The organism is Streptomyces sp. NPDC055962 (genome assembly GCF_042270185.1).
GTDB lineage: Bacteria > Actinomycetota > Actinomycetes > Streptomycetales > Streptomycetaceae > Streptomyces.
Genome location: NZ_JBHJYN010000001.1, coordinates 688,194 through 710,165 on the forward strand (window position 1 = coordinate 688,194; position 21,972 = coordinate 710,165).

The 21,972-nt window shown below is 69.2% G+C and carries 17 protein-coding genes; 1 reads left to right on the forward strand and 16 read right to left on the reverse strand.

Annotation, left to right across the window (positions count from 1 at the left end):
• Window positions 1–60 precede the first annotated feature (60 nt).
• From ACFC51_RS03075 to ACFC51_RS03090, 4 genes are all read right to left on the reverse strand, one after another.
• On the reverse strand, window positions 61–1,878 hold the full coding sequence (locus tag ACFC51_RS03075; protein WP_376526729.1) for a hypothetical protein: 1,818 nt from the start codon (window positions 1,876–1,878) through the stop codon (window positions 61–63).
• A 430-nt stretch (window positions 1,879–2,308) separates the two neighbouring features.
• Complete coding sequence (locus ACFC51_RS03080; RefSeq protein ID WP_376372359.1) at window positions 2,309–2,770, reverse strand: DUF6113 family protein; 462 nt, start codon at window positions 2,768–2,770, stop codon at window positions 2,309–2,311.
• A complete protein-coding gene (gene mshB / locus ACFC51_RS03085; protein ID WP_376526731.1) occupies window positions 2,767–3,678 on the reverse strand; it encodes an N-acetyl-1-D-myo-inositol-2-amino-2-deoxy-alpha-D-glucopyranoside deacetylase in 912 nt (303 codons plus the stop codon). The genes ACFC51_RS03080 and mshB overlap by 4 nt, the downstream gene beginning before the upstream one ends.
• 74 nt (window positions 3,679–3,752) lie before the next feature.
• Entirely contained in the window at window positions 3,753–3,947 is a 195-nt protein-coding gene (locus ACFC51_RS03090; RefSeq protein WP_014154257.1) for a hypothetical protein, read from the reverse strand.
• A 166-nt stretch (window positions 3,948–4,113) separates the two neighbouring features.
• Here ACFC51_RS03090 and ACFC51_RS03095 point away from each other — a divergent pair, with 166 nt between their 5' ends.
• The gene (locus tag ACFC51_RS03095) at window positions 4,114–6,240 is read left to right on the forward strand and encodes an alpha/beta fold hydrolase (RefSeq protein WP_376526734.1); all 2,127 of its coding nucleotides are present in this window, start codon (window positions 4,114–4,116) and stop codon (window positions 6,238–6,240) included.
• A 10-nt stretch (window positions 6,241–6,250) separates the two neighbouring features.
• Here ACFC51_RS03095 and ACFC51_RS03100 read toward each other — a convergent pair whose 3' ends face one another.
• The 12 genes from ACFC51_RS03100 to typA form a co-directional block, all read right to left on the reverse strand.
• Window positions 6,251–7,339: a hypothetical protein gene (locus tag ACFC51_RS03100; RefSeq protein ID WP_376526737.1), complete on the reverse strand. Its 1,089-nt coding sequence runs from the start codon at window positions 7,337–7,339 to the stop codon at window positions 6,251–6,253.
• Window positions 7,340–7,555: 216 nt separating this feature from the next.
• Complete coding sequence (locus tag ACFC51_RS03105) at window positions 7,556–8,764, reverse strand: ABC transporter ATP-binding protein (RefSeq protein WP_376372347.1); 1,209 nt, start codon at window positions 8,762–8,764, stop codon at window positions 7,556–7,558.
• Entirely contained in the window at window positions 8,754–9,731 is a 978-nt protein-coding gene (locus ACFC51_RS03110) for an ABC transporter ATP-binding protein (protein WP_376372344.1), read from the reverse strand. The genes ACFC51_RS03105 and ACFC51_RS03110 overlap by 11 nt, the downstream gene beginning before the upstream one ends.
• A 13-nt stretch (window positions 9,732–9,744) precedes the next feature.
• The gene (locus ACFC51_RS03115; protein ID WP_376526740.1) at window positions 9,745–10,737 is read right to left on the reverse strand and encodes an ABC transporter permease; all 993 of its coding nucleotides are present in this window, start codon (window positions 10,735–10,737) and stop codon (window positions 9,745–9,747) included.
• Complete coding sequence (locus tag ACFC51_RS03120) at window positions 10,730–11,653, reverse strand: ABC transporter permease (RefSeq protein ID WP_376372339.1); 924 nt, start codon at window positions 11,651–11,653, stop codon at window positions 10,730–10,732. Before ACFC51_RS03120 ends, ACFC51_RS03115 begins: the two co-directional genes overlap by 8 nt.
• 130 nt (window positions 11,654–11,783) lie before the next feature.
• Window positions 11,784–13,412 (reverse strand): ABC transporter substrate-binding protein, encoded by a 1,629-nt coding sequence (locus ACFC51_RS03125; protein ID WP_376372336.1) that lies wholly within the window; start codon window positions 13,410–13,412, stop codon window positions 11,784–11,786.
• A 163-nt stretch (window positions 13,413–13,575) separates the two neighbouring features.
• Window positions 13,576–14,718, reverse strand: a complete 1,143-nt coding sequence (locus ACFC51_RS03130; protein ID WP_376372333.1) for an ABC transporter ATP-binding protein — start codon at window positions 14,716–14,718, stop codon at window positions 13,576–13,578.
• The gene (locus ACFC51_RS03135; RefSeq protein WP_376372330.1) at window positions 14,711–15,769 is read right to left on the reverse strand and encodes an ABC transporter ATP-binding protein; all 1,059 of its coding nucleotides are present in this window, start codon (window positions 15,767–15,769) and stop codon (window positions 14,711–14,713) included. The genes ACFC51_RS03130 and ACFC51_RS03135 overlap by 8 nt, the downstream gene beginning before the upstream one ends.
• Before the next feature lie 11 nt (window positions 15,770–15,780).
• Window positions 15,781–16,722: an ABC transporter permease gene (locus ACFC51_RS03140; RefSeq protein ID WP_376372327.1), complete on the reverse strand. Its 942-nt coding sequence runs from the start codon at window positions 16,720–16,722 to the stop codon at window positions 15,781–15,783.
• Window positions 16,715–17,644: an ABC transporter permease gene (locus ACFC51_RS03145; RefSeq protein WP_376372324.1), complete on the reverse strand. Its 930-nt coding sequence runs from the start codon at window positions 17,642–17,644 to the stop codon at window positions 16,715–16,717. The genes ACFC51_RS03140 and ACFC51_RS03145 overlap by 8 nt, the downstream gene beginning before the upstream one ends.
• Window positions 17,645–17,763: 119 nt before the next feature.
• Entirely contained in the window at window positions 17,764–19,389 is a 1,626-nt protein-coding gene (locus ACFC51_RS03150) for an ABC transporter substrate-binding protein (protein ID WP_376372321.1), read from the reverse strand.
• A 442-nt stretch (window positions 19,390–19,831) separates the two neighbouring features.
• On the reverse strand, window positions 19,832–21,706 hold the full coding sequence (typA, locus tag ACFC51_RS03155) for a translational GTPase TypA (RefSeq protein ID WP_376372319.1): 1,875 nt from the start codon (window positions 21,704–21,706) through the stop codon (window positions 19,832–19,834).
• Window positions 21,707–21,972: the final 266 nt, after the last annotated feature.

Here is a 21,972-nt window from a genome sequence, read left to right on the forward strand (position 1 = left end):
CGACGGCACCGCCCCCGTCGGAGGTTCCGGGCGGGGGCGGGTCGTACGGTGCGGGGCCGGTCAGCCCGCGCCGTTCAGGTCGATCGCGACCGTGCGCTCCGCGGGCGTCCTGCCCAGCAGCGCGCCCTGCATGGCCTGGGCCACGTCGTCGGCGCTCACCTCGTGCTGCTTGCCGTCACCCTTGGTGATCATGATGCCGTCGAAGACACCGTCCAGCAGGGTGTTGATCGCCTGCTTGTCGTAGACCTCGACCAGCCTGCCGTCGACCGGCTTCATGGACAGGATCTGCGGCAGGGACCTGGCGGGGCCGAAGTCGATCTGCTTGGGCCCGGCCTTGATGGTCACCAGACCGGACATGGCGGGCTCCGCGAACTCCTTCATCGCCCGGTCCAGTTCGGCCTTGGTGATGGTGGGTTCGTGGGCGGATACGGGCAGTTCGACGACCGCCTTCTCGCCGGTCTGCACCTGCGCGCGGTAGGCGTCCCGCACGGAGATCAGGGACCGGTTGACGTCCAGCGACCTCCCCGCCTTGCCGGGGACGGCCACGGCCTTGTTCGGCTCGAACGTGATCGTGCCGTCGCTGGCGGAGCCGGAGGCACCGGCCAGGTCGGTGAGCGCGACCCCGAGCTTCTCCTCGTCGACCGGGATCACCGGGTCGGCGGGGCGCGCCCCGCCGAACAGGGAGCCGATCACCGAGACCGGGTTGTAGTCGCTGCCGGCGGCACCACGGACGGTCTCCTGGCTGTCCAGGGTCAGACCGGCCTTCTCGGGGTCGAGCTGCTCCTCCTTGCCGTCCACGGACAGCTTCAGAGGCGTCTGGGCGCGCTTGCCGAGGGCGGCCTCGAGCTTGGTGACCGCCTCCTCCTTCGTGCCGCCGCCGATGTCGACACCGAGCACGGTGGTGCCCTTGGGGACCTCGGAGTGGTTCATCAGCAGGCCGGCGCCGTAGGCGACACCGGCCAGCACGACGACGGCCACACCCAGGAGGACCAGCTTGGAGCGGCCCTTCCTGGCGGGCGGCGCGGCCTTCGGAGCGGGCCGGGGGGCGGGGGCGGGCGCCTGGGCACCCGGATCACCCGGTCCCGTGCCCCTGGGACCGTCGGGCGGCCGTACGGCGCCGGGCCCGCCCGGGAACGCCGAGCGGGACTCCGAGGGGATGACGGGGATGCCGCTGGTGAGCGTGTCACCGGAGACGTTGCCCCCGTTGCCCGGACCGGGGGCCGGGGCGGGTGCCTGGGGCGTCAGGATCGCGGTGTCGTCCGACATCCGGGGCGGTACGCCGCCGGGGCCGCCCGGCCGGGGGCCGGACGGGCCGCCCGCTCCGGGCAGACGGTCGAGGTCCGGTGTCAGCGGCGAAGTGCCGGTGACGGGGCCGGTGGTGGGACCGGAGGGACCCGGACCGCCCGGCGGCCGCACGGCGGGGTTCGGCGTGGACCGCGGACCGCCCGGGCCGCCCGCGTCGATGTCGTCGAACGCGCTCCGCCCGGGGCGGGGCGCGCCGGGCTGCTGCGGGCCGTCCGAGAAGTACGGCGAGTCCGTACGGGGCGGCGTCGGCCCGGGGCCGCGGCTGCCGCCGGGCGGGCCGGAGGGTGCCCCTCCGGGGCCCTGGCCGGGGCCGGGCGCTCCCGGGGCGGAAGCGGCGGGAGCCGCGCCCGCGCCGGGGACGGAGGCCGGGGCCTTGCGCGGGGCGAACCAGTCGCTGCCGCTCTTCTCCCTGGCAGGCTTCTCCGCCGGAGCCTCGGCGGCCGGGCCCCCGTCGCTCCCGTCCGGGCCGGCACCGGGCGCCCCGCCGTGCGACGGCGCGGGTGCGCCGGGCCTGGGGGTGCTGCCGGTGCGTTCGGCGTCCGGACGGCCGCCGGACGGGTCCGTGTCGCTCATCGGCGTACGCATGACGACAGGCGGGATCGGACGCGAACCCGGGATGTTGATCCGGATGCGCGTCGTCAGCGTGGTCTCTGTTCTGGGCTCCTCGGGCTGAGGCGGATCCGCAGGCTCCGGAGTCTCCTCCGTCCCGTCCTGAGACGGGTGCAGCGACGGATACTGGCGTGATCCGTACGGCGGCGTACCCGACGGGTACGCGGCTCCGCCGCGCCCCTGGGGCCCGGAGGACGAACTGTCAGTTTCACGACTCAAAGCAGGTTCTCCCGATTGGCTCCGCCGCCCGTACTTCCCCCATGCCGCAGGCCAGGGGACGGCTCGGCGCGCGCACCACCATACTGGCCGCCACCGTAAGACTCTCCGTGCCGGGGGGAAACAAGGATGCACACACCCCTGCACCAGGGGGCGATCCGGGGGCGGTCATAGCACATCACCTGCCGGTTCGGCCGGTGTCGTTGGCCGGATCAGGCAGGCGCGACATGGTGGCACAGATCACAGCGACGGCCATCCCTCCGAGCATGAAGAGGGCGAGGCCGACCTCCTGGCCGAAGACGTAGTCGCCCTCGGGCCGTCCGCCGAGGAGGACGATGACGGCGATGAACCACCCCACCGCCGGTACCAGCGCGCCGAGCTGCGTACGGGTCAGCACCCGCCCGCCGTAGAACACTCCGGCCGACGCGGCGAGCGCGAGCAGCAACCCGCCCGGGAACAGGGCGGCCTGGACCAGGGTGCCCGCGAGCCCGACGGCCGCTCCGAGCAGCGCGAGGGCGGTGTACAGCGGGATCCGACGGGGGTTCGGAGGCGCGGCGAGCCCGGTGGGCGCGGCGCTCCTGGGCGGGGCGTTGGTGCGCGGGGACTGCGACGAGGCGCGCGGCCTCTGCCTGCTGCTCATGACCGCGCCCCCGGTGCGGCGGCCGCCTCCGGCACGCCCGCGAAGAGGTCGCGCTCCCGGCCGTCCCCGCCGGACTCGCCCCGCACCAACTGGTAGTACTCGGTGGTGAGGAGGGGCTGCCCCAGGTCGTTCGAAAGAGCGAAGAACGGCTCCTCGACGGCGATCTGGGTGGCATGCGCCCGCATGGCGGCGGCCTTCGCCCCGGCGTGGGCCGATCCGTCGATCTCGGCCGTGACCTCCGCGTCGTCCACGACACCGGGCACGTCGTCGACCGCCGCGATCCCCGGGAAGACGTCGGGTGCGGTCTCCCGCAGCCGCACGAAGGCCTCCTCGACCACAGGTCGGGGCACGCGGTTCCAGTAGATCTTCGCGACGGTGTGCGGGGCTCCCGCGCCGTCGTCGTACGCGGGATCGGCGGCAAGGTCCGCGGCGCGCATGGCGACGCGGTGCGCCTGGATGTGGTCGGGGTGGCCGTAGCCGCCGTCGGGGTCGTACGTGATCATGACCTGGGGACGCAGGGACCGGATCACCTCGACGAGGTGGCCGGCCGCCTCGTCGAGGTCGGCGCCCCAGAAGGCACCGGGCCGGTGATTCTGCTCGGTGCCCATCATCCCGGAGTCGCGGTAGCAGCCGGGACCGCCCAGGAACCGGTGGTCGGCGACCCCGAGCTCCCGCATCGCGGCGGCGAGTTCACCGATGCGGTGGTCGCCCAGGCCGCCGGCACGGTCCGCGGCGAGGTGTGCGAGGTCCGGCGGGATGACCTCGCCCTCCTCGCCGAGGGTGCACGTCACCAGGGCGACGTGGGCGCCCTCGGCGGCATACCTGGCCATCGTGGCACCGTTGTTGATCGACTCGTCGTCCGGGTGCGCGTGCACCAGGAGCAGCCGGCGGGCGGGAAGGTCCGTCATGGGACCACCCTACGAGCAGGCCGCCCCTCGGGCCGAACGCCCCACGGGGTCCGGGGCGCCGGGCGGGGCGCCGGTCAGAACTTGATGCCCCCGATCATGCCTGCCACGTTCGACGTCACCTCCGAGATGGTCGGTGCGATCGACGAGCTCGCGAGGTAGAACCCGAGCAGCATGCAGACCACCGCGTGTCCGCCCTTCAGTCCGGATTTCCGGATCAGCAGGAAGACGACGATCGCCAGCAGCACCACCGCCGAAATCGAGAGTGCCACGGCGGTTCACCTCCATCAGTACGGTCGGGACGGGCAGCACACATGGAGCCAGCAGGTTCATACCCACCGAGCGCTACGGATCATAACTATCCGTGCCGACGCATTGATCGGGGCACAGCAGCACGAGGGGCGCACGGACCGGCGGTCGCGGACTAGGTTCGGTGCCATGACCTCGCAGAAGCTGTCCTTTCCCCTCCAGCACGCCCGGACCCAGCGGTTCACTCTCGGCGCACCCAGGGCCTTCACCGTCTCACCGGATGGGACGCGGGTGCTCTTCCTCAGGTCGTCCTCCGGCACCGACCGGACGAACCGCCTCCTGGTCCTGGACACGGCGACGGGCGAGGAACGCGTGGCCGCCGACCCCGACGCCCTGCTGGGCGGTTCCGCGGAGAAGCTGTCGCCCCAGGAGCGCGCACGGCGCGAGCGGACCAGGGAGGGCTCGGCGGGCATCGTGGGCTACGCGGTGGACGACGCGGCCGAGTTGGCGGCCTTCGCCCTCTCCGGCAAGGCGTACGTCGCCGAGTTGACCGCGGGCACGGCACGCGCCCTCCCGGTACCGGGCCCGGTGATCGATCCGCGCCCCTCCCCCGACGGCCGGCACATCGCCTACGTGTCACGGGGCGCCCTGCGCGTCGTGGGAGCGGGGGGCGACGGCGACCGGGCGGTCGCCGAACCGGAGGACGAGCACACCTCGTACGGCCTCGCGGAGTTCGTCGCGGCCGAGGAGATGAGCCGCTACCGGGGATTCTGGTGGTCGCCGGAGTCCGACCGCCTGCTGGTCGCACGGGTCGACGACAGCGCCGTACAGCGGTGGTGGATCGCCGATCCTGCGCACCCCGGGAACAAGCCGGCCGAGGTGGGCTATCCGGCGGCGGGCACGGCCAACGCCGACGTGCGGCTCTTCGTCACGGACCTGGACGGCGGCCGTACGGAGGTCCTCTGGGACCGGGTCCGCTTCCCGTATCTCGCGCGGGTCCACTGGTCCTCGCACGGTGCTCCGCTGATCCTGGTGCAGGCCCGCGACCAGCGCAGCCAGCTGCATCTGGCCGTCGACACCGGGAGCGGCACGACCCGCACGGTGCACGTCGACGAGGACGATGTATGGCTTGATCTTTTCGCCGGGGTGCCCGCCTGGGCGCCGGACGGGCGGCTGGTGCGCATGGCCGACGAGGGGGGCGCACGGGTCCTCTCGGTCGGCGACCGGCCGCTGACCGGCGACCGGCTGCACCTCCAGGCGGTGCTGGACATCGGGGAGTCGGACATCCTCGTCCAGGCGACGGCGGGCGAGGGGGCGCCGGACCCCGAGACGGGGCAGAGCCATGTGTACCGGGTCAACGAGCTGGGTGTGGAGCGGGTGAGCGAGGGCGCCGGGGTCCACACCGCGGTGCGTGCGGGCGGGGTGACGGTGCTGGTGTCCACCTCCCTGGACCACCCAGGGACGGCGGTGCGGGTGCTGCGCGACGGCAAGCGGATCGCCGCGGTCGAGAACCTCGCCCAGGAGCCGGTCCTGACCGCGAGGGTACGGCTGACAGAGGGGGGCGCACGGCGGATCCCGTGCGCCGTCCTGCTCCCCGCCGACTACAAGGAATCAGACGGTCCGCTTCCGGTCCTGATGGATCCCTACGGGGGTCCGCACGGCCGCCGGGTGGTCGCCGCACACAATCCGTACCTCACGTCCCAGTGGTTCGCGGACCAGGGATTCGCGGTGGTCGTCGCGGACGGACGGGGTGCGCCGGGCCGCTCCCCCGCCTGGGAGAAGGCGGTGAGGGACGACTTCACCCTGACCCTCGACGACCAGGTCGAGGCCCTGCACGCACTGGCCGGGCGGTTCCCGCTCGACCTCTCGAAGGTGGCCATGCGCGGCTGGTCGTACGGCGGCTATCTCTCGGCGCTCGCGGTGCTGCGCCGTCCCGACGTCTTCCACGCGGCAGTCGTCGGCGCTCCGGTGGCGGACTGGCGGCTGTACGACACCCACTACACCGAGCGGTACCTCGGCGACCCCGCGAAGCAGCCCGAGGTGTACGCCCGCAGCTCCCTGGTGACCGACGAGGGGCTCTCCGAACCGGCCGACGGGGTACGGCCGATGATGATCGTGCACGGCCTGGCCGACGACAACGTGGTGGTCGCCCACGCGCTGCGGCTCTCGTCCGCACTGCTGTCCGCCGGGCGCCCGCACGAGGTCCTGCCGCTGAGCGGGGTGACGCACATGACCCCGCAGGAGCAGGTGGCCGAGAACCTGCTGCTGCTCCAGGTCGACTTCCTCAGGCGGTCCCTGGGGCTGCCGCGGGGCTAGTCCGGGACGCTCACCAGCCGGGCGGCGGGGACGCGGGCGGCGGCGGGGACCCGGCGCCGCCCGGCGGGTAGCCGTGCCCAGGCCCTCCGGACTGCGGGTAGCCGTACCCCGGACCGCCCGACTGCGGGTAGCCGTACCCCTGCGCGTCGGTCTGCGGGTAGCCGTATCCGCCGTACCCCTGGTCCCGGCCGTCGGCGTCCTCGAAGCCCCTGCGGGCCAGGACCAGCAGGCCCGTGGCGCCCGCGAGGGCGAAGAGGACCGAGGTGAGCACCATGAGCTGCTGTTCGGCCCCGAGGTCGCCGAAGTGCTCCACCATCCGCAGGTGGAAGGCCCGGGCGATCCCGCAGACGCCCGCGACCAGCAGGAATCCGGCGGCGATCATCCCGAGCGGCCGCGCGTGGACGGCGCGGAAGAGCGCCGTCCACGCCACCACCAGGCAGATCACCGCGAGGGCCACGCTGCTCCAGCCGGGCGGGGCGGCGGTCAGTCCTGTCAGGACGAACCGTCCGCCGATGAACCAGTCCGGATAGAGCTCGGAGGGCAGGGTGACGAACTGGCGGATCTCCCAGGCGATCATGACGGTACCCGACGCGCCGAACACCAGGAACGCGGTGACCCCGGCCGCCTGGCCCGGCCTGGTGGGCAGCCGTTCCCAGGAGCCCGCCGGCTGCCTGCGTCCGGCCGCTCCGGTGACGATCAGCGCGAGCGCGGCGCCCAGCGCGACGAAGGTCCCGACGAGCGCCCGGGTGCGCAGTTCGTCGCCGTACCGTCCGTCCGTCGAGGACGCGCCGATCGTCCAGACGCCGGGCAGCCGCAGGGCGAAGGTGACGACTCCCGTGGCGACCAGGGTGGACGCGGCGACGGAGGAGCGCAGGGCCGCGACGAAGGCGCAGACGTGGACCACGAGGAGCACGGCGTCGGCCTGGAGGGTGGCGGGCTGACCGTCGGGCCGGGCACCCGTGTAGCCGGCCCAGTAGCGCAGCAGGCCCTCCGGATCGCCGACCGCGCGGACGTCCCGCACGATCCAGCCCAGGACCATGGCGGCGAGCACGGCCGACAGCACCGCACCGGTGATTCTGGCTCCCCGTGTGAGTATCACCCCAGCGATACTCCACCGAGGTCCGCCGATGGACAAGAGGACCTGTGGGGCGGGACGGACACGGGTAACCGGCCGGGGCGACGTGATGAACGCCCCGGCCGGTTCACGGCACCCGCACGGCCGTACGCTCTCTATGGTGGGACGTCCGTATATCGGTGCGACGACGGTCAAGTTGCCTCTGTGTTAACGGATATGAGGCCCTTTTGCCCCGCTCCGTCATCCGGTGCCCGACCCGGTGTCCGGATCCTGGGGGGAGTCTCCGCGCGGGGACGCCGGCGCCCCGTCCTGGGGGCCCGACCCTGGCCCCTCACGCGGGACCACCCGCTTCTCCTCGGCGAAATGGCACGCCGAGTCGTGCCGGGCGGGGGTGTCCGACTCACGGAAGACCGCCGGCACCGCCAGCAGCGGGACCTCCAGCGCGCACCGCTCCTGCGCCTTCCAGCAGCGGGTGCGGAAGCGGCAGCCCGACGGGATGTTCGCCGGGGACGGCACGTCCCCGTGCAGGATGATCCGCTCGCGGTGCTCGCGAGCCGTGGGGTCGGGGACCGGGACGGCCGAGAGCAGTGCCTGGGTGTACGGGTGCGTCGGGTGGTCGTAGATCTCCTCGTCCGTGCCGATCTCCACGATCCGGCCGAGGTACATGACGCCGACCCGGTCCGAGATGTGCCGGACGATCGACAGGTCGTGCGCGATGAACAGGAAGCTCAGGTCGAATTCGGCCTGCAGCCGGTCCAGCAGGTTGACGACCTGGGCCTGCACCGACACGTCGAGCGCGGAGACCGGCTCGTCGGCGACGATGATCTCGGGGTTGAGCGCGAGGCCGCGGGCGATGCCGATGCGCTGGCGCTGACCGCCCGAGAACTGGTGCGGGTACCGGTTGATGTACTCCGGGTTCAGACCGACGACGTCGAGCAGGTCCTGCACCTTCTGCCGCCGGCTCCCCTTGGGCGCCACCTCGGGGTGGATCTCGTAGGGCTCCCCGATGATGTCGCCGACCGTCATGCGCGGGTTGAGCGAGGTGTACGGGTCCTGGAACACCATCTGGATGTTGCGGCGCACGGCCTTCAGCGCACGGCCGGACAGCTTGGTGACGTCCTCGCCCTTGTAGCGGATCACGCCCCCGGTCGGCGGCTCCAGGTGCACCAGCATCTTGGCGACCGTCGACTTGCCGCAGCCGGACTCCCCCACGATCCCGAGCGTCTCGCCCGCCACCAGGTCGAAGTCCACCCCGTCGACGGCCTTGACGGCGCCGATCTGCTTCTTGAAGAGGATCCCCCGGGTCAGCGGGTAGTGCTTGACCAGACCGCGCACCTCCAGGATCGGGTCGCCCTCGGCGAACGGCCGTGACCGACCCGCCTCCCGTGCCTCGGACAGCAGTGTGGAGCCTCCCGGCCCGCTCCCGGTTCCCGCGTCGTCAGCGTGCATCGAGCGTCTCCTTCCAGAAGTGGCAGGCGCTCCGGCGGTCCTCGTCCACGGTGTACAGCGGAGGCACGTCCGTACGGCACACGGCCTGGGCCATGGGGCAGCGCGGGTGGAAGGCGCAGCCGGGCGGGATGTGCAGCAGGTTGGGCGGCAGCCCCTTGATCGCGTAGAGCTCCTGGCCCTTCTGGTCCAGCCTCGGGATCGAGCGGAGGAGCCCCTTGGTGTACGGGTGGGCGGGTGCCTTGTAGATGTCGTGGACCGGTGAGGTCTCGACGATCCGGCCCGCGTACATCACGGCGATCTTGTCCGCGACGTCGGCGACGACACCGAGGTCGTGCGTGATCAGGATCAGGCCCATGTTGAGCTCGCGCTGGAGTTCGGCGAGCAGCTCCATCACCTGGGCCTGGACGGTCACGTCGAGGGCGGTGGTGGGCTCGTCGGCGATGATCAGGTCGGGCTCCAGGGCGAGCGCCATCGCGATCATGATGCGCTGGCGCATACCGCCGGAGAACTGGTGCGGGAAGTTGCCGACCCGCTCCCGGGCGGCGGGGATGCGCACCCGGTCCATCAGCTCGATGGCCTTGGCCTTCGCGTCGCCCCGGGACATCCCGCGGTGCACGACGAACATCTCACCGAGCTGTTCGCCGACGCTCAGCACCGGGTTCAGCGAGGAGAGCGCGTCCTGGAAGATCATGGCCATCTCCTGGCCCCGTACCCTGCGGCGCTCCTCGGGCTTGAGCTTGAGCAGGTCGCGGTCCTTGAAGAGGATCTCGCCCCCGCTGATCTTCCCCGGCGGCATGTCGAGGATGCCCATGATCGCCTGGGCCGTGACGGACTTGCCGGAGCCGGACTCGCCGAGGACGGCGAGCGTCTCGCCCTCGGCCACCGAGTAGTTGACCCCGTTGACGGCCTTGGCCACGCCGTCGCGGGTGTGGAACTCCACGTGCAGATCGCGTACTTCGAGCAGCATGGCAGCGGGCTCCTCAGCGCAGCTTGGGGTCGAGGGCGTCGCGCACCGCGTCGCCGAGCATGATGAAGGCGAGCACGGTGACGGCCAGCGCCCCCGCGGGCCAGAGCAGCATGTGCGGCGCGTTGCGGACGTACTGGGAGGCGGCGGAGATGTCGATGCCCCAGGAGACGGCGGGCGGCTTCAGGCCGACGCCCAGGTACGAGAGGGTCGCCTCCAGCGAGATGTACGTCCCCAGGGCGATGGTGGCGACGACGATCACCGGCGCGATGGCGTTGGGCATGATGTGGCGCAGCATCATCCGCGCGTTGGAGGCTCCCAGCGCCCTGGCCGCCTGGACGTAGTCGTTCTGTTTGGCGGTGATGACGGAGCCGCGCGCGATGCGCGCGATCTGGGGCCAGCCCAGCAGCACGATGAAGCCGATCACGGGCCAGATCGTGGAGCTGGTGACGACGGAGAGGAAGACCAGGCCGCCGAGGACCACCGGGATGCCGAAGAAGACGTCCGTGATGCGGGACAGCACGGCGTCCCACTTGCCGCCGAAGAAGCCGGCGAGCCCGCCGAGCACCCCGCCGAGGAGCGAGACGCCGACGGTGGACAGGACGCCGACGGCGACGGAGGTCCGCGCTCCGTAGACCGTGCGTGTGTAGACGTCGCAGCCCTGCCCGTCGAAGCCGAAGGGGTGTCCGGGCTGGGACCCCTCCTGGGCCTTGGCGAGGTCGCAGTCGAGCGGGTCCTGGTCCGCGATCAGGGACGGCCAGATCGAGATGATCACCAGGAAGAGGATGACGAGCCCGGAGATGATGAAGACCGGGTTGCGGCGCAGGTCGCGCCAGGCGTCGGACCACAGGCTGCGCGGCTTGCCGGCGGGCCCGGTGCCCTCGGGGCCGCCGGGCGTCTTGTCCAGCGTGGTGCCCTCGTCCATCGCGAGGTCCATACCACCGCCCGCACCGGCCCCCGAGATGGCTCCGCTGCCCGTCGCGTCGTCCCACGGCTTCTGCTCAGGCATAGCGGATCCTCGGGTCGAGTACGGCGTACAGGAGGTCGACGATCAGGTTGGCGGCCAGGAACACGAGGACCAGGACGGTCACGAACCCGACGACGGTCTGGGAGTTCTGGCGCAGGATGCCCTGGTAGAGCTGGTAGCCGACTCCGTGGATGTTGAAGATGCGCTCGGTGACGATCGCCCCGCCCATCAGGGCGCCCACGTCGGTGCCGATGAAGGTGATGACGGGGATGAGGGAGTTGCGCAGCAGGTGCCGTACGACCACCCGGCGCCTGGGGAGGCCCTTGGCAACGGCGGTGCGGACGTAGTCGGCGCGGGCGTTCTCCGCGATCGAGGTCCGGGTGAGCCGGGTGACGTAGGCCAGGGAGACGGAGGCCAGCACGAGTCCGGGCACGATGAGTTCGTCGACGGGCGCCTCCGAGGAGACGGAGGGCTTGATGATGCCCCACTCCACACCGAGGAGGAGCTGGAGCAGCAGGCCGGTGACGAACGTCGGTACGGCGATGACGACCAGGGTCAGGATGAGCACCACGGTGTCGACGGGCCGCCCGCGGCGCAGGCCGGTGACGACGCCGAGGCTGATGCCGATGACGATCTCGAAGACGATCGCGACGATGGTGAGCCGGATGGTGATGGGGAAGGCGGTGGCCATCAGCTCGGTGACCTTCTGGCCGTTGAAGGCCGTGCCGAAGTCACCGGTGAAGATGTTGCCCATGTAGGTCAGGTACTGCTGCCACACCGGCTTGTCGAGGCCGAACTCGGTGCGCAGCTGGGCGGCGGTCGCGGGGTCGCACTGGCGGTCGCCGCAGAGGCCCGCGATGGGGTCGCCCATCACGTTCACCATGAGGAAGATCAGCAGCGTGGTGCCGAAGAAGACGGGGATCATCTGCAGCAGCCGCCGGATCACATAACGTCCCATGAGGGGCTCCGGGGGTCTAGGGGCATCCGTCCGGCGCGGCCGGCGGGACACCTCTCAGGCGAACGGGCGGAGGACCGGAAAGCCGGGCGGCCGGTGCGGTGTCCCGCACCCGCCACCCGGCTTCAGCGGGTCACTTGACCTTGATCTGGTCGTACACCGGGACGCTGAAGGGGTTCAGCGAGACGTTCTCGACCCTGTCCGAGTAGCCGGCACTGCCGTTCTGGTACCAGAGCGGGATCACGGGCATCTGCTCGACGAGGACCTTCTCCGCGTCCTGGAAGGTGCTCACGGCGGTGGCCTTGTCGCTCTCCGCGTTGGCCTTGTCGACCAGGTCGTCGAACTTCTTGTCGCTCCACTTGCCGTCGTTGGACGGGGCGTTGGTGTAGTAGAGCGGCTGGAGGAAGTTCTGGATCAGCGGGTAGTCCATCTGCCAGCCGGCGCGCCAGGCACCGGTCAGCTTCTGGGTGGAGACCTGGCTGCGGAAGTCCGCGAAGGTGCCGACGGGCCCGCCGACGCACGCCTTGTTGTTCCCCATGACGTTGTTGATGCTGTTGCAGACCGCGTCGACCCACTCCTTGTGGGAGCCGGTGTCGGCGTTGTACGAGATCTTGAGCTGGCCGCCGGGGATGCCGCCGCCCTCCTGGATCAGCTTCTTGGCCTGCGCCTTGTCGTACTCGCACGCCGGGCCGCAGAGGCCCTTCTTGAAGCCGCCCTCCTCGCCGAGGACCGGTGAGGTCCAGTCGGAGGCCGGGGTGCGCGTCTTCTGGAAGATCTGATTGGTGATCTGGTCGCGGTTGATCGCCATCGACAGCCCTTGACGGACCTTGATCGCTCCGGGGGTGTCCCAGGCCTTCTCGTAGAAGGGGAAGGCGAGGGTCTGGATGATGCCGGCAGGTGTGTTGATGTACCGGTCGCCCAGGTCCGCGGAGACGTTCTTGAGCTGCGCGGCGGGCACGTCGTCGACGAGGTCGAGGTTGCCCGCCGTCAGGTCGGTGTAGGCGGTGTTGTTGTCGGTGTAGACCTTGAGGTCGATACCGCCGTTCTGCGCCTTGTCCGCGCCCGGGTAATCGTCCCACCTGCGCAGACTCATCGACGAACCCTTGGCGTACTGGTCGATGGTGTACGGCCCGTTGCCGACGGGCTTGGAGAGCCAGGCGTCGTGGTCGTCGTAGAAGGTCTTGGGCAGCGGTACGAAGGCCGCGTAGCCGAGGGTGTCGGGCCAGAGCGAGAACTTCTGCGACAGCTTGGCCGTGAAGGTCGTGTCGTTGACGACCTTCAGGCCCGAGAGCGTGTCCGCGGAAGCCGAGCCCGACTCGGGGTGGACCTTGTCGTAACCGTCGATGTACTGGAAGAAGTAGGCGTTCTTCTGGTTGTTCTTGAGCGCGGCTCCGTAGTTCCAGGCATCGACGAACGACTTGGCGGTGATCTTCTCGCCGTTGCTGAAGGTCCAGTCGTCCTTGATCGTGATCGTGAAGTTCTGCGAGTCGCTCGACTCGATCTTCTCGGCGATCTCGTTCTTCGCCTCACCGGTCTTGGGGTCGTAGCGCACGAGCCCCCGGAAGACCATGTCGAGGACCTTGCCGCCCTGGACCTCGTTGGTGTTCGCCGGCTCCAGCGGATTCTGCGGGTCGCCCCAGGAGGAGCTCACGATCCCGTCGGCCCCACCGCCGCCACCGCTGTCCCCGCCGCCGCAGGCCGTGGCCGTCAGGGCGACGGCGACGGCGCATGCGGCCCACCTGGCCTGTGTGGCTCCGCGCATGAGTGCCTCCTAGGGTTCCCTTGAGTGCTCAATGCCTCATATCACCCCATATGACACTGCGTCGCATGTCGGCCTACGCCGTACGCCGTACGGGGTCCGCGGGAACGCGAGGACGCCCGGCACCCTCTCGGGGGCCGGGCGTCCTCGTCGGAACGATCAGGAGCTACGACGCGTGGACGACGTCCTTCTCCTCGGCGAAGTGGCACGCCGACTCGTGCGCGGCCGGAGTCTCCGAGCTCTTGAAGCGCTCGGGGATCGCCAGCAGCGGCACCTCGGTGGCGCACTTGTCCTGGGCCTTCCAGCACCGCGTACGGAAACGGCAGCCGGACGGCGGGTTCGCCGGCGACGGGACGTCACCGGAGAGGATGATCCGCTCGCGGCCCTCACGGGCGTCCGGGTCCGGGACCGGGACCGCCGACAGCAGCGCCTGGGTGTAGGGGTGCGTCGGGTGGTCGTAGATCTGCGTGTCCGTACCGATCTCGGCCATCTTGCCGAGGTACATGACGCCGACCCGGTCCGAGATGTGCCGGACGATCGACAGGTCGTGCGCGATGAAGAGGTAGGAGAGGTTGAACTCGTCCTGGAGCTTCTCCATCAGGTTGATGACCTGCGCCTGCACCGACACGTCGAGCGCGGAGACCGGCTCGTCGCAGATGATGATCTCGGGGTTGAGTGCGAGGCCGCGGGCGATGCCGATGCGCTGGCGCTGACCGCCCGAGAACTGGTGCGGGTACCGGTTGATGTACTCCGGGTTCAGACCGACGACGTCGAGCAGGTCCTGCACCTTGCGGCGCCGCTCGCCCTTCGGGGCGGCCTCGGGGTGGATCTCGAAGGTCTCCCCGATGATGTCGCCGACCGTCATGCGCGGGTTGAGCGAGGTGTACGGGTCCTGGAACACCATCTGGATGTTGCGGCGCACGGCCTTCAGCGCACGGCCGGACAGCTTGGTGATGTCCTGGCCCTTGTAGAAGACCTCACCGGCGGTGGCCCGCTCCAGGGTCATCAGCAGCTTGGCGACCGTGGACTTGCCGCAGCCGGACTCGCCCACGATGCCGAGGGTCTCGCCCTGGTAGAGGTCGAAGGAGATCCCGTCCACGGCCTTGACCGCGCCGACCTGCTTCTTGAAGAGGATGCCCTGGGTCAGCGGGAAGTGCTTGACCAGGTTGCGCACCTGGAGGATCGGCTCACCCTTGGACACCGGGGCGTCCAGGGCCGCCACGGCCTCCGTCTCGCTCGCCGCGTTGACCGTCGCCACTTCGGTGACGTTCGGGGTGGCGTCCACGGACTCCTTGTCGAGCTCAGCCATGGATCGTCTCCTTCCAGAAGTGGCAGGCGCTGCCGCGGCCGACCAGCTCGGTACCGTCCTGCTCGGTCACCGGGCGCAGCGCCGGGATCTCGGTACGGCAGATGTCCTGCGCCATCGTGCAGCGCGGGTTGAAGGCGCAGCCGGACGGCACGTGCAGCAGGTTGGGCGGCAGGCCCTTGATCGCGTAGAGCTCCTGACCCTTCTGGTCCAGGCGCGGGATCGACTCCAGCAGGCCCTTGGTGTACGGGTGCGCGGGGCGCTTGTAGATCTCGTGGACCGGAGCGGTCTCGACGATCCGGCCCGCGTACATCACGGCGATCTTGTCCGCGACGTCGGCGACGACACCGAGGTCGTGCGTGATCAGGATCAGGCCCATGTTGAAGTCGCGCTGGAGCTCCGCGAGCAGGTCCATGACCTGGGCCTGGACGGTCACGTCGAGTGCCGTGGTGGGCTCGTCCGCGATGATCAGGTCCGGCTCCAGGGCGAGCGCCATCGCGATCATGATGCGCTGGCGCATACCGCCGGAGAACATGTGCGGATAGTCGCCCACCCGCTCCTTGGCCGCCGGGATGCGCACGCGGTCCATCAGCTCGATGGCCTTGGCCTTGGCGTCCTTCTTGGAGAGGCCCTGGTGCACACGGAACATCTCGCCGAGCTGGTAGCCCACGGAGAGGACCGGGTTCAGGGAGGAGAGCGCGTCCTGGAAGATCATCGCGATCTTCTGGCCGCGGATCTGCCGGCGCTCCTCGTTGGACATCTTGAGCATGTCCTGGCCGCGGAAGAAGATCTCGCCCTTCGGGATGCTTCCCGGGGGCATGTCCAGGATGCCCATGATCGCCTGAGCGGTCACGGACTTGCCCGAACCGGACTCGCCGAGCACGGCGAGGGTCTCGCCCGCGCTGACGCTGTAGTTGACTCCGTTGACGGCCTTGGCGACACCGTCGCGGGTGTGGAACTCCACATGGAGGTCGCGGACCTCGAGCAGCGGGCCGCTCGCGTCGTCGGAACCCCGCGGAGCGGGAACATCCGCCGTCTTGTCGATGATGGTCATGTACGCCTCCCTCAGCGCAGCTTGGGGTCGAGGGCGTTGCGTACCGCATCGCCGAGCATGATGAACGCCAGGACCGTGATGGACACCATGACCGACGGGATGATCAGCACGAACGCGGCGTTGCGCAGCTGCTCCTGGCCGGAGGAGATGTCGACACCCCACGACACGGTCGGCTCGGCGAGACCGATGCCCAGGAAGGACAGGGTGGCCTCGGCCGAGATGTAGCCGCCGAGCGCGATGGTCGCGACGACGATCACCGGGGCGATCGCGTTGGGCAGGATGTGCTTCAGCAGGATGCGGGTGGTCGAGGCACCGAGCGCCTTGGCCGCCATCACGTAGTCCGCCTGCTTGATCGTCAGCACCGAGCCGCGGGCGACACGGGCGATCTGGGTCCAGCCGAGGAAGGCCAGGGCCAGGATGACGACCCAGATCTTGCGCTCCTCGAACGAGGTCAGGACGACCATCGCGCCGAGGATGAACGGGACGCCGAAGAAGATGTCGGTGACCCGGGACAGGATTGTGTCGATCCAGCCGCCGAAGTAGCCGGCGAGCATGCCGACCACGGTGCCCAGGACGGTCACGAGGACCGTGACGACGACGGCGACGGTGATCGAGGCGCGGGCGCCGTAGACGACACGCGCGTAGATCGAGCGTCCCTGGATGTCGTACCCGAACCAGTCCTCCTGGAAGAAGTTCCCCCACTTGGGCTTCTGCAGGTAGTGGTGGGCCAGGTCCGCGTAGCGCGGGTCGGCGCCGGTGAACAGGCCGGGTGCGATCGCCATGACCAGCAGGAAGATGATCAGGACCGCCGAGATGACGAACAGCGGGCTGCGCCGCAGGTCGTGCCAGGCGTCGGACCACAGGCTGCGGGGCTTGCCGACGGGTGCGGCGGCGACGGGTGCGGCGACGGCCCCGGGCGTGTCCGGGGTGGCTTCCTTGAGCGTCTCAGGCATAACGGATCCTCGGGTCCAGGACCGCGTAGAGCAGGTCGACGACCAGGCTGGCGACGAGATAGACGATGACGATCAGCGTCACGATGCCGACGACCGTGGCACCTTCGCGGTGCCTGAGCGCGTCGAAGACGGCGGAACCGACACCCTTGACGTTGAAGATGCCCTCGGTCACGACCGCGCCGCCGAGCAGGGCACCGAGGTCGGTGCCGAGGAAGGTGACCACGGGGATCATCGAGTTGCGCATCAGGTGCACACCGATGATGCGGCGCCGGGGCAGGCCCTTGGCCACCGCGGTGCGCATGTAGTCGGAGCGCAGGTTCTCGGCGACCGACGTCCGGGTCAGCCGCGCGACGTACGCGAGTGACAGGGAGCCGAGCACCACAGCGGGCAGGATCAGCTCGCTGGAGTTCGCTTCCATGCTCACGTTGGGCTCGACCCAGCCGAGCTGGAAGGCGAAGAAGTACTGGCCGAGGAAGCCGAGCACGAACGAGGGGACCGAGATCAGCAGGAGCGTCAGGACGAGCAGCCCGCGGTCGCGGAGGGTGTCGGCCTTCAGACCGGCGAACACGCCCATCGTGATACCGACGACGACCGTGAAGATGAAGGCAAACAGAGCCAGCCGCACCGTGATCGGAAACGCTTCCGAGATGATGTCGGCGACCGGTCGGCCACTTGCGATCTGCGTGCCGAAGTCACCCTGGAACAAGTTCACAAGGTAGTTCCAGTACTGGTGCCAGAGCGGCAGGTCGAGCCCGAGCTCCTTCTTCATCGCCGCGATCTGCGTGGGGTCGACTGTCTGTTCGCCGGCGAGTGCGCGCACGGGATCGCCGGGCAGCGCGTACATCATGGCGAAGACGAGCAAGGTCGACCCGATGAAGACCGGGATCATCTGGAGCAGTCGCCTCGCGACATAACGCCCCATGTTTGCCTCCGATTAGGGGTAATGCAGCCCAGGGGCCGCTCTCCCGATGTGGAGAGCGGCCCCCGGGACCTACTGCCTGTGTGGGCGGCTGATGGCCGAGTGGGGGCCCTCAGGCGTGACTACTTCGCGACGGTGACTTCGGTGATGTTGTAGTCACCGTGGAAGTCGATCGTCACGTTGTCGACGGACTTCGAGTAGCCACCGTTGGTCTTGTACTCCCAGAGCGGGATCGCCGGCATCTTGGCGAGGACGAGCTTCTCCGCGTCCTGGTACGCCTTGATGGAGTCGTCCAGGGTGGCCGCGTTGTCGCCCTTCTTGAACGCCGCGTCGACCTCCTTGTCGGAGAACCGGCCGTTGTTGGCCTCGGCGGTCGTGCCGTACAGCTCCCGCATGAAGTTGACGTTCAGCGGGTAGTCGGCGACCCAGCCACCGCGGTACATCGACTTGACCTGGTCGTTGTCACGCGCCTCCAGGTCGGTCTGGAAGTCCGGCTTGGCGTCCGGCACGCAGTCGACCCCGGTGGCGTTGCGGATGGACTCGCAGACCGCGGTCACCCACTCCTTGTGGCCGCCGTCGGCGTTGTACTGGATCCAGATCTTGTTCTCCGGAACACCGCCGCCCTCGGTGACGAGCTGCTTCGCCTTCGCCGGGTCGAACTTGAACACGTCGGTGCCCAGGTCCTGGTTACCGGCGACGCCCGGAGGCGTGAAGCTGGTGGCGGGCTTGCGGGTGCCGTTGAGCACGGTCTTGGTGATCGTGTCACGGTCGATCGCCATCGACAGACCCTGGAGGACCTTCGGGTCGATGTCCTTGAAGGTCTTCGAGTAGAAGGTCGGGACCAGCGACTGGATGGCCGCGTACGGCTCGTCGATCGCGCGGTCGCCGAGGTCGGCCTTGTACTTCGGCAGGTCCTTCGGGCCGACCTGGCGGATCATGTCCAGGTTGCCGGAGAGGAGGTCCTGGTACGCGGCCTCGACGGTCGCGTAGTTCTTGAAGAGGACACCCTTGTTCTTGGCCTTGTTCGGGCCCTGGTAGTCAGGGTTGGCCTTGACCTGGATGAGCTTCTTGTGGTCCCACTTCTCGAAGATGTAGGGACCGTTGCCGACCGGAGCCTGGCCGAACGCCTTGGTGTCCTTGTAGAAGACCTCGGGCAGCGGGGCGAAGGTCGTGTAGCCGAGCTTGTACTCGTAGTACGGGACCGGCTTGTTGAGCTCGATCGTGAAGGTGGTGTCGTCGACGGCCTTCAGACCGGACATCTCCGTGCCCTTGGGGTCACCCTTCTCCGGGTGGACGTCCGCGTAGCCCTTGATGTCCTCGAACCAGAACGCGTTCTGCTGGGCGTTCTTGACGTTGGCGTACCAGTTCCAGGCCTTGATGTACGACTCGGACGTGACCGGGGTGCCGTCGTGGAACTTCCAGCCGGGCTTGAGCTTGACCGTCCACGTCTTGTTGTCCGTCGACTTCACGGACTCGGCGTTCGTGTAGACGATGTTGCCGTCCGCATCGAAGTCGAGCAGCTGGGTGAAGATCGACTGGATGACGTAGCTACCCAGCGACTCGTTGGTGTCGGCCGGGATCAGCGGCTTCTGCGGCTCGCCGACGTCGATGGAGACGTAGCCCGCGGGCTTGCCCTTCTCCTTCGAGGCGTTGCTGCTGTCGTCGCTGTCGCCCCCGCCACAGGCAGTCGCGGCCAGGGCGATGATTGCCGCTCCCGCGACCCACTTGGCGCTCTTGGCACCGCGCATGGGTTTCCTCCTCATGAGTCCACTTTTGACTACAAGAGGGGCACTGGAGAGATCCACCGACACCCCTGACGGCGATCGTTTTCAGTGCCCCGAGTGTGCTCGTGAGTCCGCACTCCCCACAGTGCGCCGACCCATTGACCCGAGCTCAATGGAGCCAACTATTAAGTAACACCGGGCTGTAAACCACACTTAAAGGGTCTCGGTTTGACAACATCGAGAAGCCATGGTTGCCCGAAATCCGGACAAAGTGATCCCAGACAGACACCCCCGAAACGGACCGTTAACACATGTTCCGGAGAGCGACGCACGATATGCGGACACCTCGGTCAGGAAATCGGGTTGACGAAAGGCCCGGACCCCCACAGTGTCTGCGGGGGTCCGGGCCTCATGTCAATGGCTCGTACTGACGGTTCGCCGGCCGGAGCGGGCGGTACCGGTCAGGTCAGCCGTTCTTCGCGCGCGAGGCCGAGCGGCCACGCTGCTTCTGGTCCAGGACGACCTTGCGGATGCGGACCGTCTCCGGGGTGACCTCGATGCACTCGTCGTCGCGGCAGAACTCCAGGGACTGCTCCAGCGACAGCTTGCGGGCGGGCACCACGTTCTCCGTGGTGTCCGCGGAAGCCGCACGCATGTTGGTGAGCTTCTTCTCCTTGGTGATGTTCACGTCCATGTCGTCGGCGCGCGAGTTCTCGCCGATGATCATGCCCTCGTAGACCTCGGTGCCGGCCTCGGTGAAGATGACACCGCGCTCCTGGAGGTTGACCATCGCGAACGGCGTCACGACGCCCGAGCGGTCGGCCACCAGCGAACCGTTGTGGCGCGTGCGCAGCTCGCCGAACCACGGCTCGTGGCCCTCGAACAGGGAGTGCGCGATGCCGGTGCCGCGGGTCTGCGTCAGGAACTCCGTACGGAAGCCGATGAGGCCGCGGGACGGCACGATCCACTCCATGCGGACCCAGCCCGAACCGTGGTTCGTCATCGTCTCCATGCGGCCCTTGCGGGTCGCCATGAGCTGGGTGATGGAACCGAGGTGCTCCTCGGGCGAGTCGATCGTCATGCGCTCGATCGGCTCGTGCGTCTTGCCGTCGACCTGCTTGGTGACGACCTCCGGCTTGCCGACGGTCAGCTCGAAGCCCTCACGGCGCATCTGCTCGACCAGGATGGCCAGGGCGAGCTCACCACGGCCCTGGACCTCCCACGCGTCGGGACGCTCGGTCTCCAGGACACGGAGCGAGACGTTACCGATCAGCTCGCGGTCGAGGCGGTCCTTGATCTGGCGCGCGGTGACCTTGTGGCCCTTGCCGCCCTTGCCGACGAGCGGCGAGGTGTTCGCACCGATCGTCATCGAGATGGCGGGCTCGTCGACCGTGATCAGCGGCAGCGCGACCGGGTTCTCGGGGTCGGCAAGGGTCTCGCCGATCATGATGTCCGGGATACCGGCGATCGCGCAGATGTCGCCCGGGCCGGCCTTCTCGGCGGGCTTGCGGGTGAGCGCCTCGGTCATGAGCAGCTCGGTGATGCGGACGTTGGACATCGAGCCGTCGCGCTTGATCCACGCGACGGTCTGGCCCTTGCGCAGCTCACCCTGCTCGACACGGCAGAGCGCGATACGGCCGAGGAAGTTGTCGGCGTCCAGGTTGGTGACGTGCGCCTGGAGCGGGGCGTCCTCGTCGTACTCCGGGGCCGGGACCGCGGAGAGGATCGTGCTGAAGAACGGCTCCAGGCTGTCGCTGTCCGCCGGGACGCTGCCGTCCTCCGGCTTGGTCAGCGAGGCGACGCCGTCACGGGCGCAGGCGTAGACGATCGGGAACTCGATCTGGTCCTCGTCGGCGTCGAGGTCCAGGAAGAGGTCGTACGTCTCGTCGATGACCTCGGCGATCCGGGAGTCCGGGCGGTCCGTCTTGTTGATGCAGAGGATGACCGGCAGCTTGGCCGTCAGCGCCTTGCGGAGCACGAAGCGCGTCTGCGGGAGCGGGCCCTCGGAGGCGTCGACGAGCAGGACGACCGCGTCCACCATCGAGAGGCCGCGCTCGACCTCACCACCGAAGTCGGCGTGGCCGGGGGTGTCGATGATGTTGATGGTGATGACGTCGCCGCCATCCTTGGGGTGGTACTTGACGGCCGTGTTCTTGGCCAGGATCGTGATGCCCTTCTCACGCTCCAGGTCGTTCGAGTCCATCATGCGTTCGTCGAGGTTCTCGGCGGCGTGCGCGGCGAAGGCGCCCGCCTGCTTGAGCATGGCGTCGACCAGCGTGGTCTTGCCGTGGTCGACGTGGGCGACAATGGCTACGTTACGGATGTCGTGGCGCGTGGGCATGGGTGGCTTGCGCTTCTCTCGGATCGTGGGATCAGGCGTCTCAGTCGGTCTCGAGTCCTCGTACGCCCGCCGGGCGGCACGCCACGGCTAGTCCAATGGTACGGGCCCGATGGGTCCGGGGCTTCCCGGGCCGATCCTGAGAGCCGGGCCACAGCCACAATTCAGCCGATATTCAGCCGGTATTACGTCATCGTCCAGCCGGCGTACGGCCGGACGGCAAGGGGTGTGAGAAGACGAGCAGCCCGGGTCGGGGCGGACACCACCTT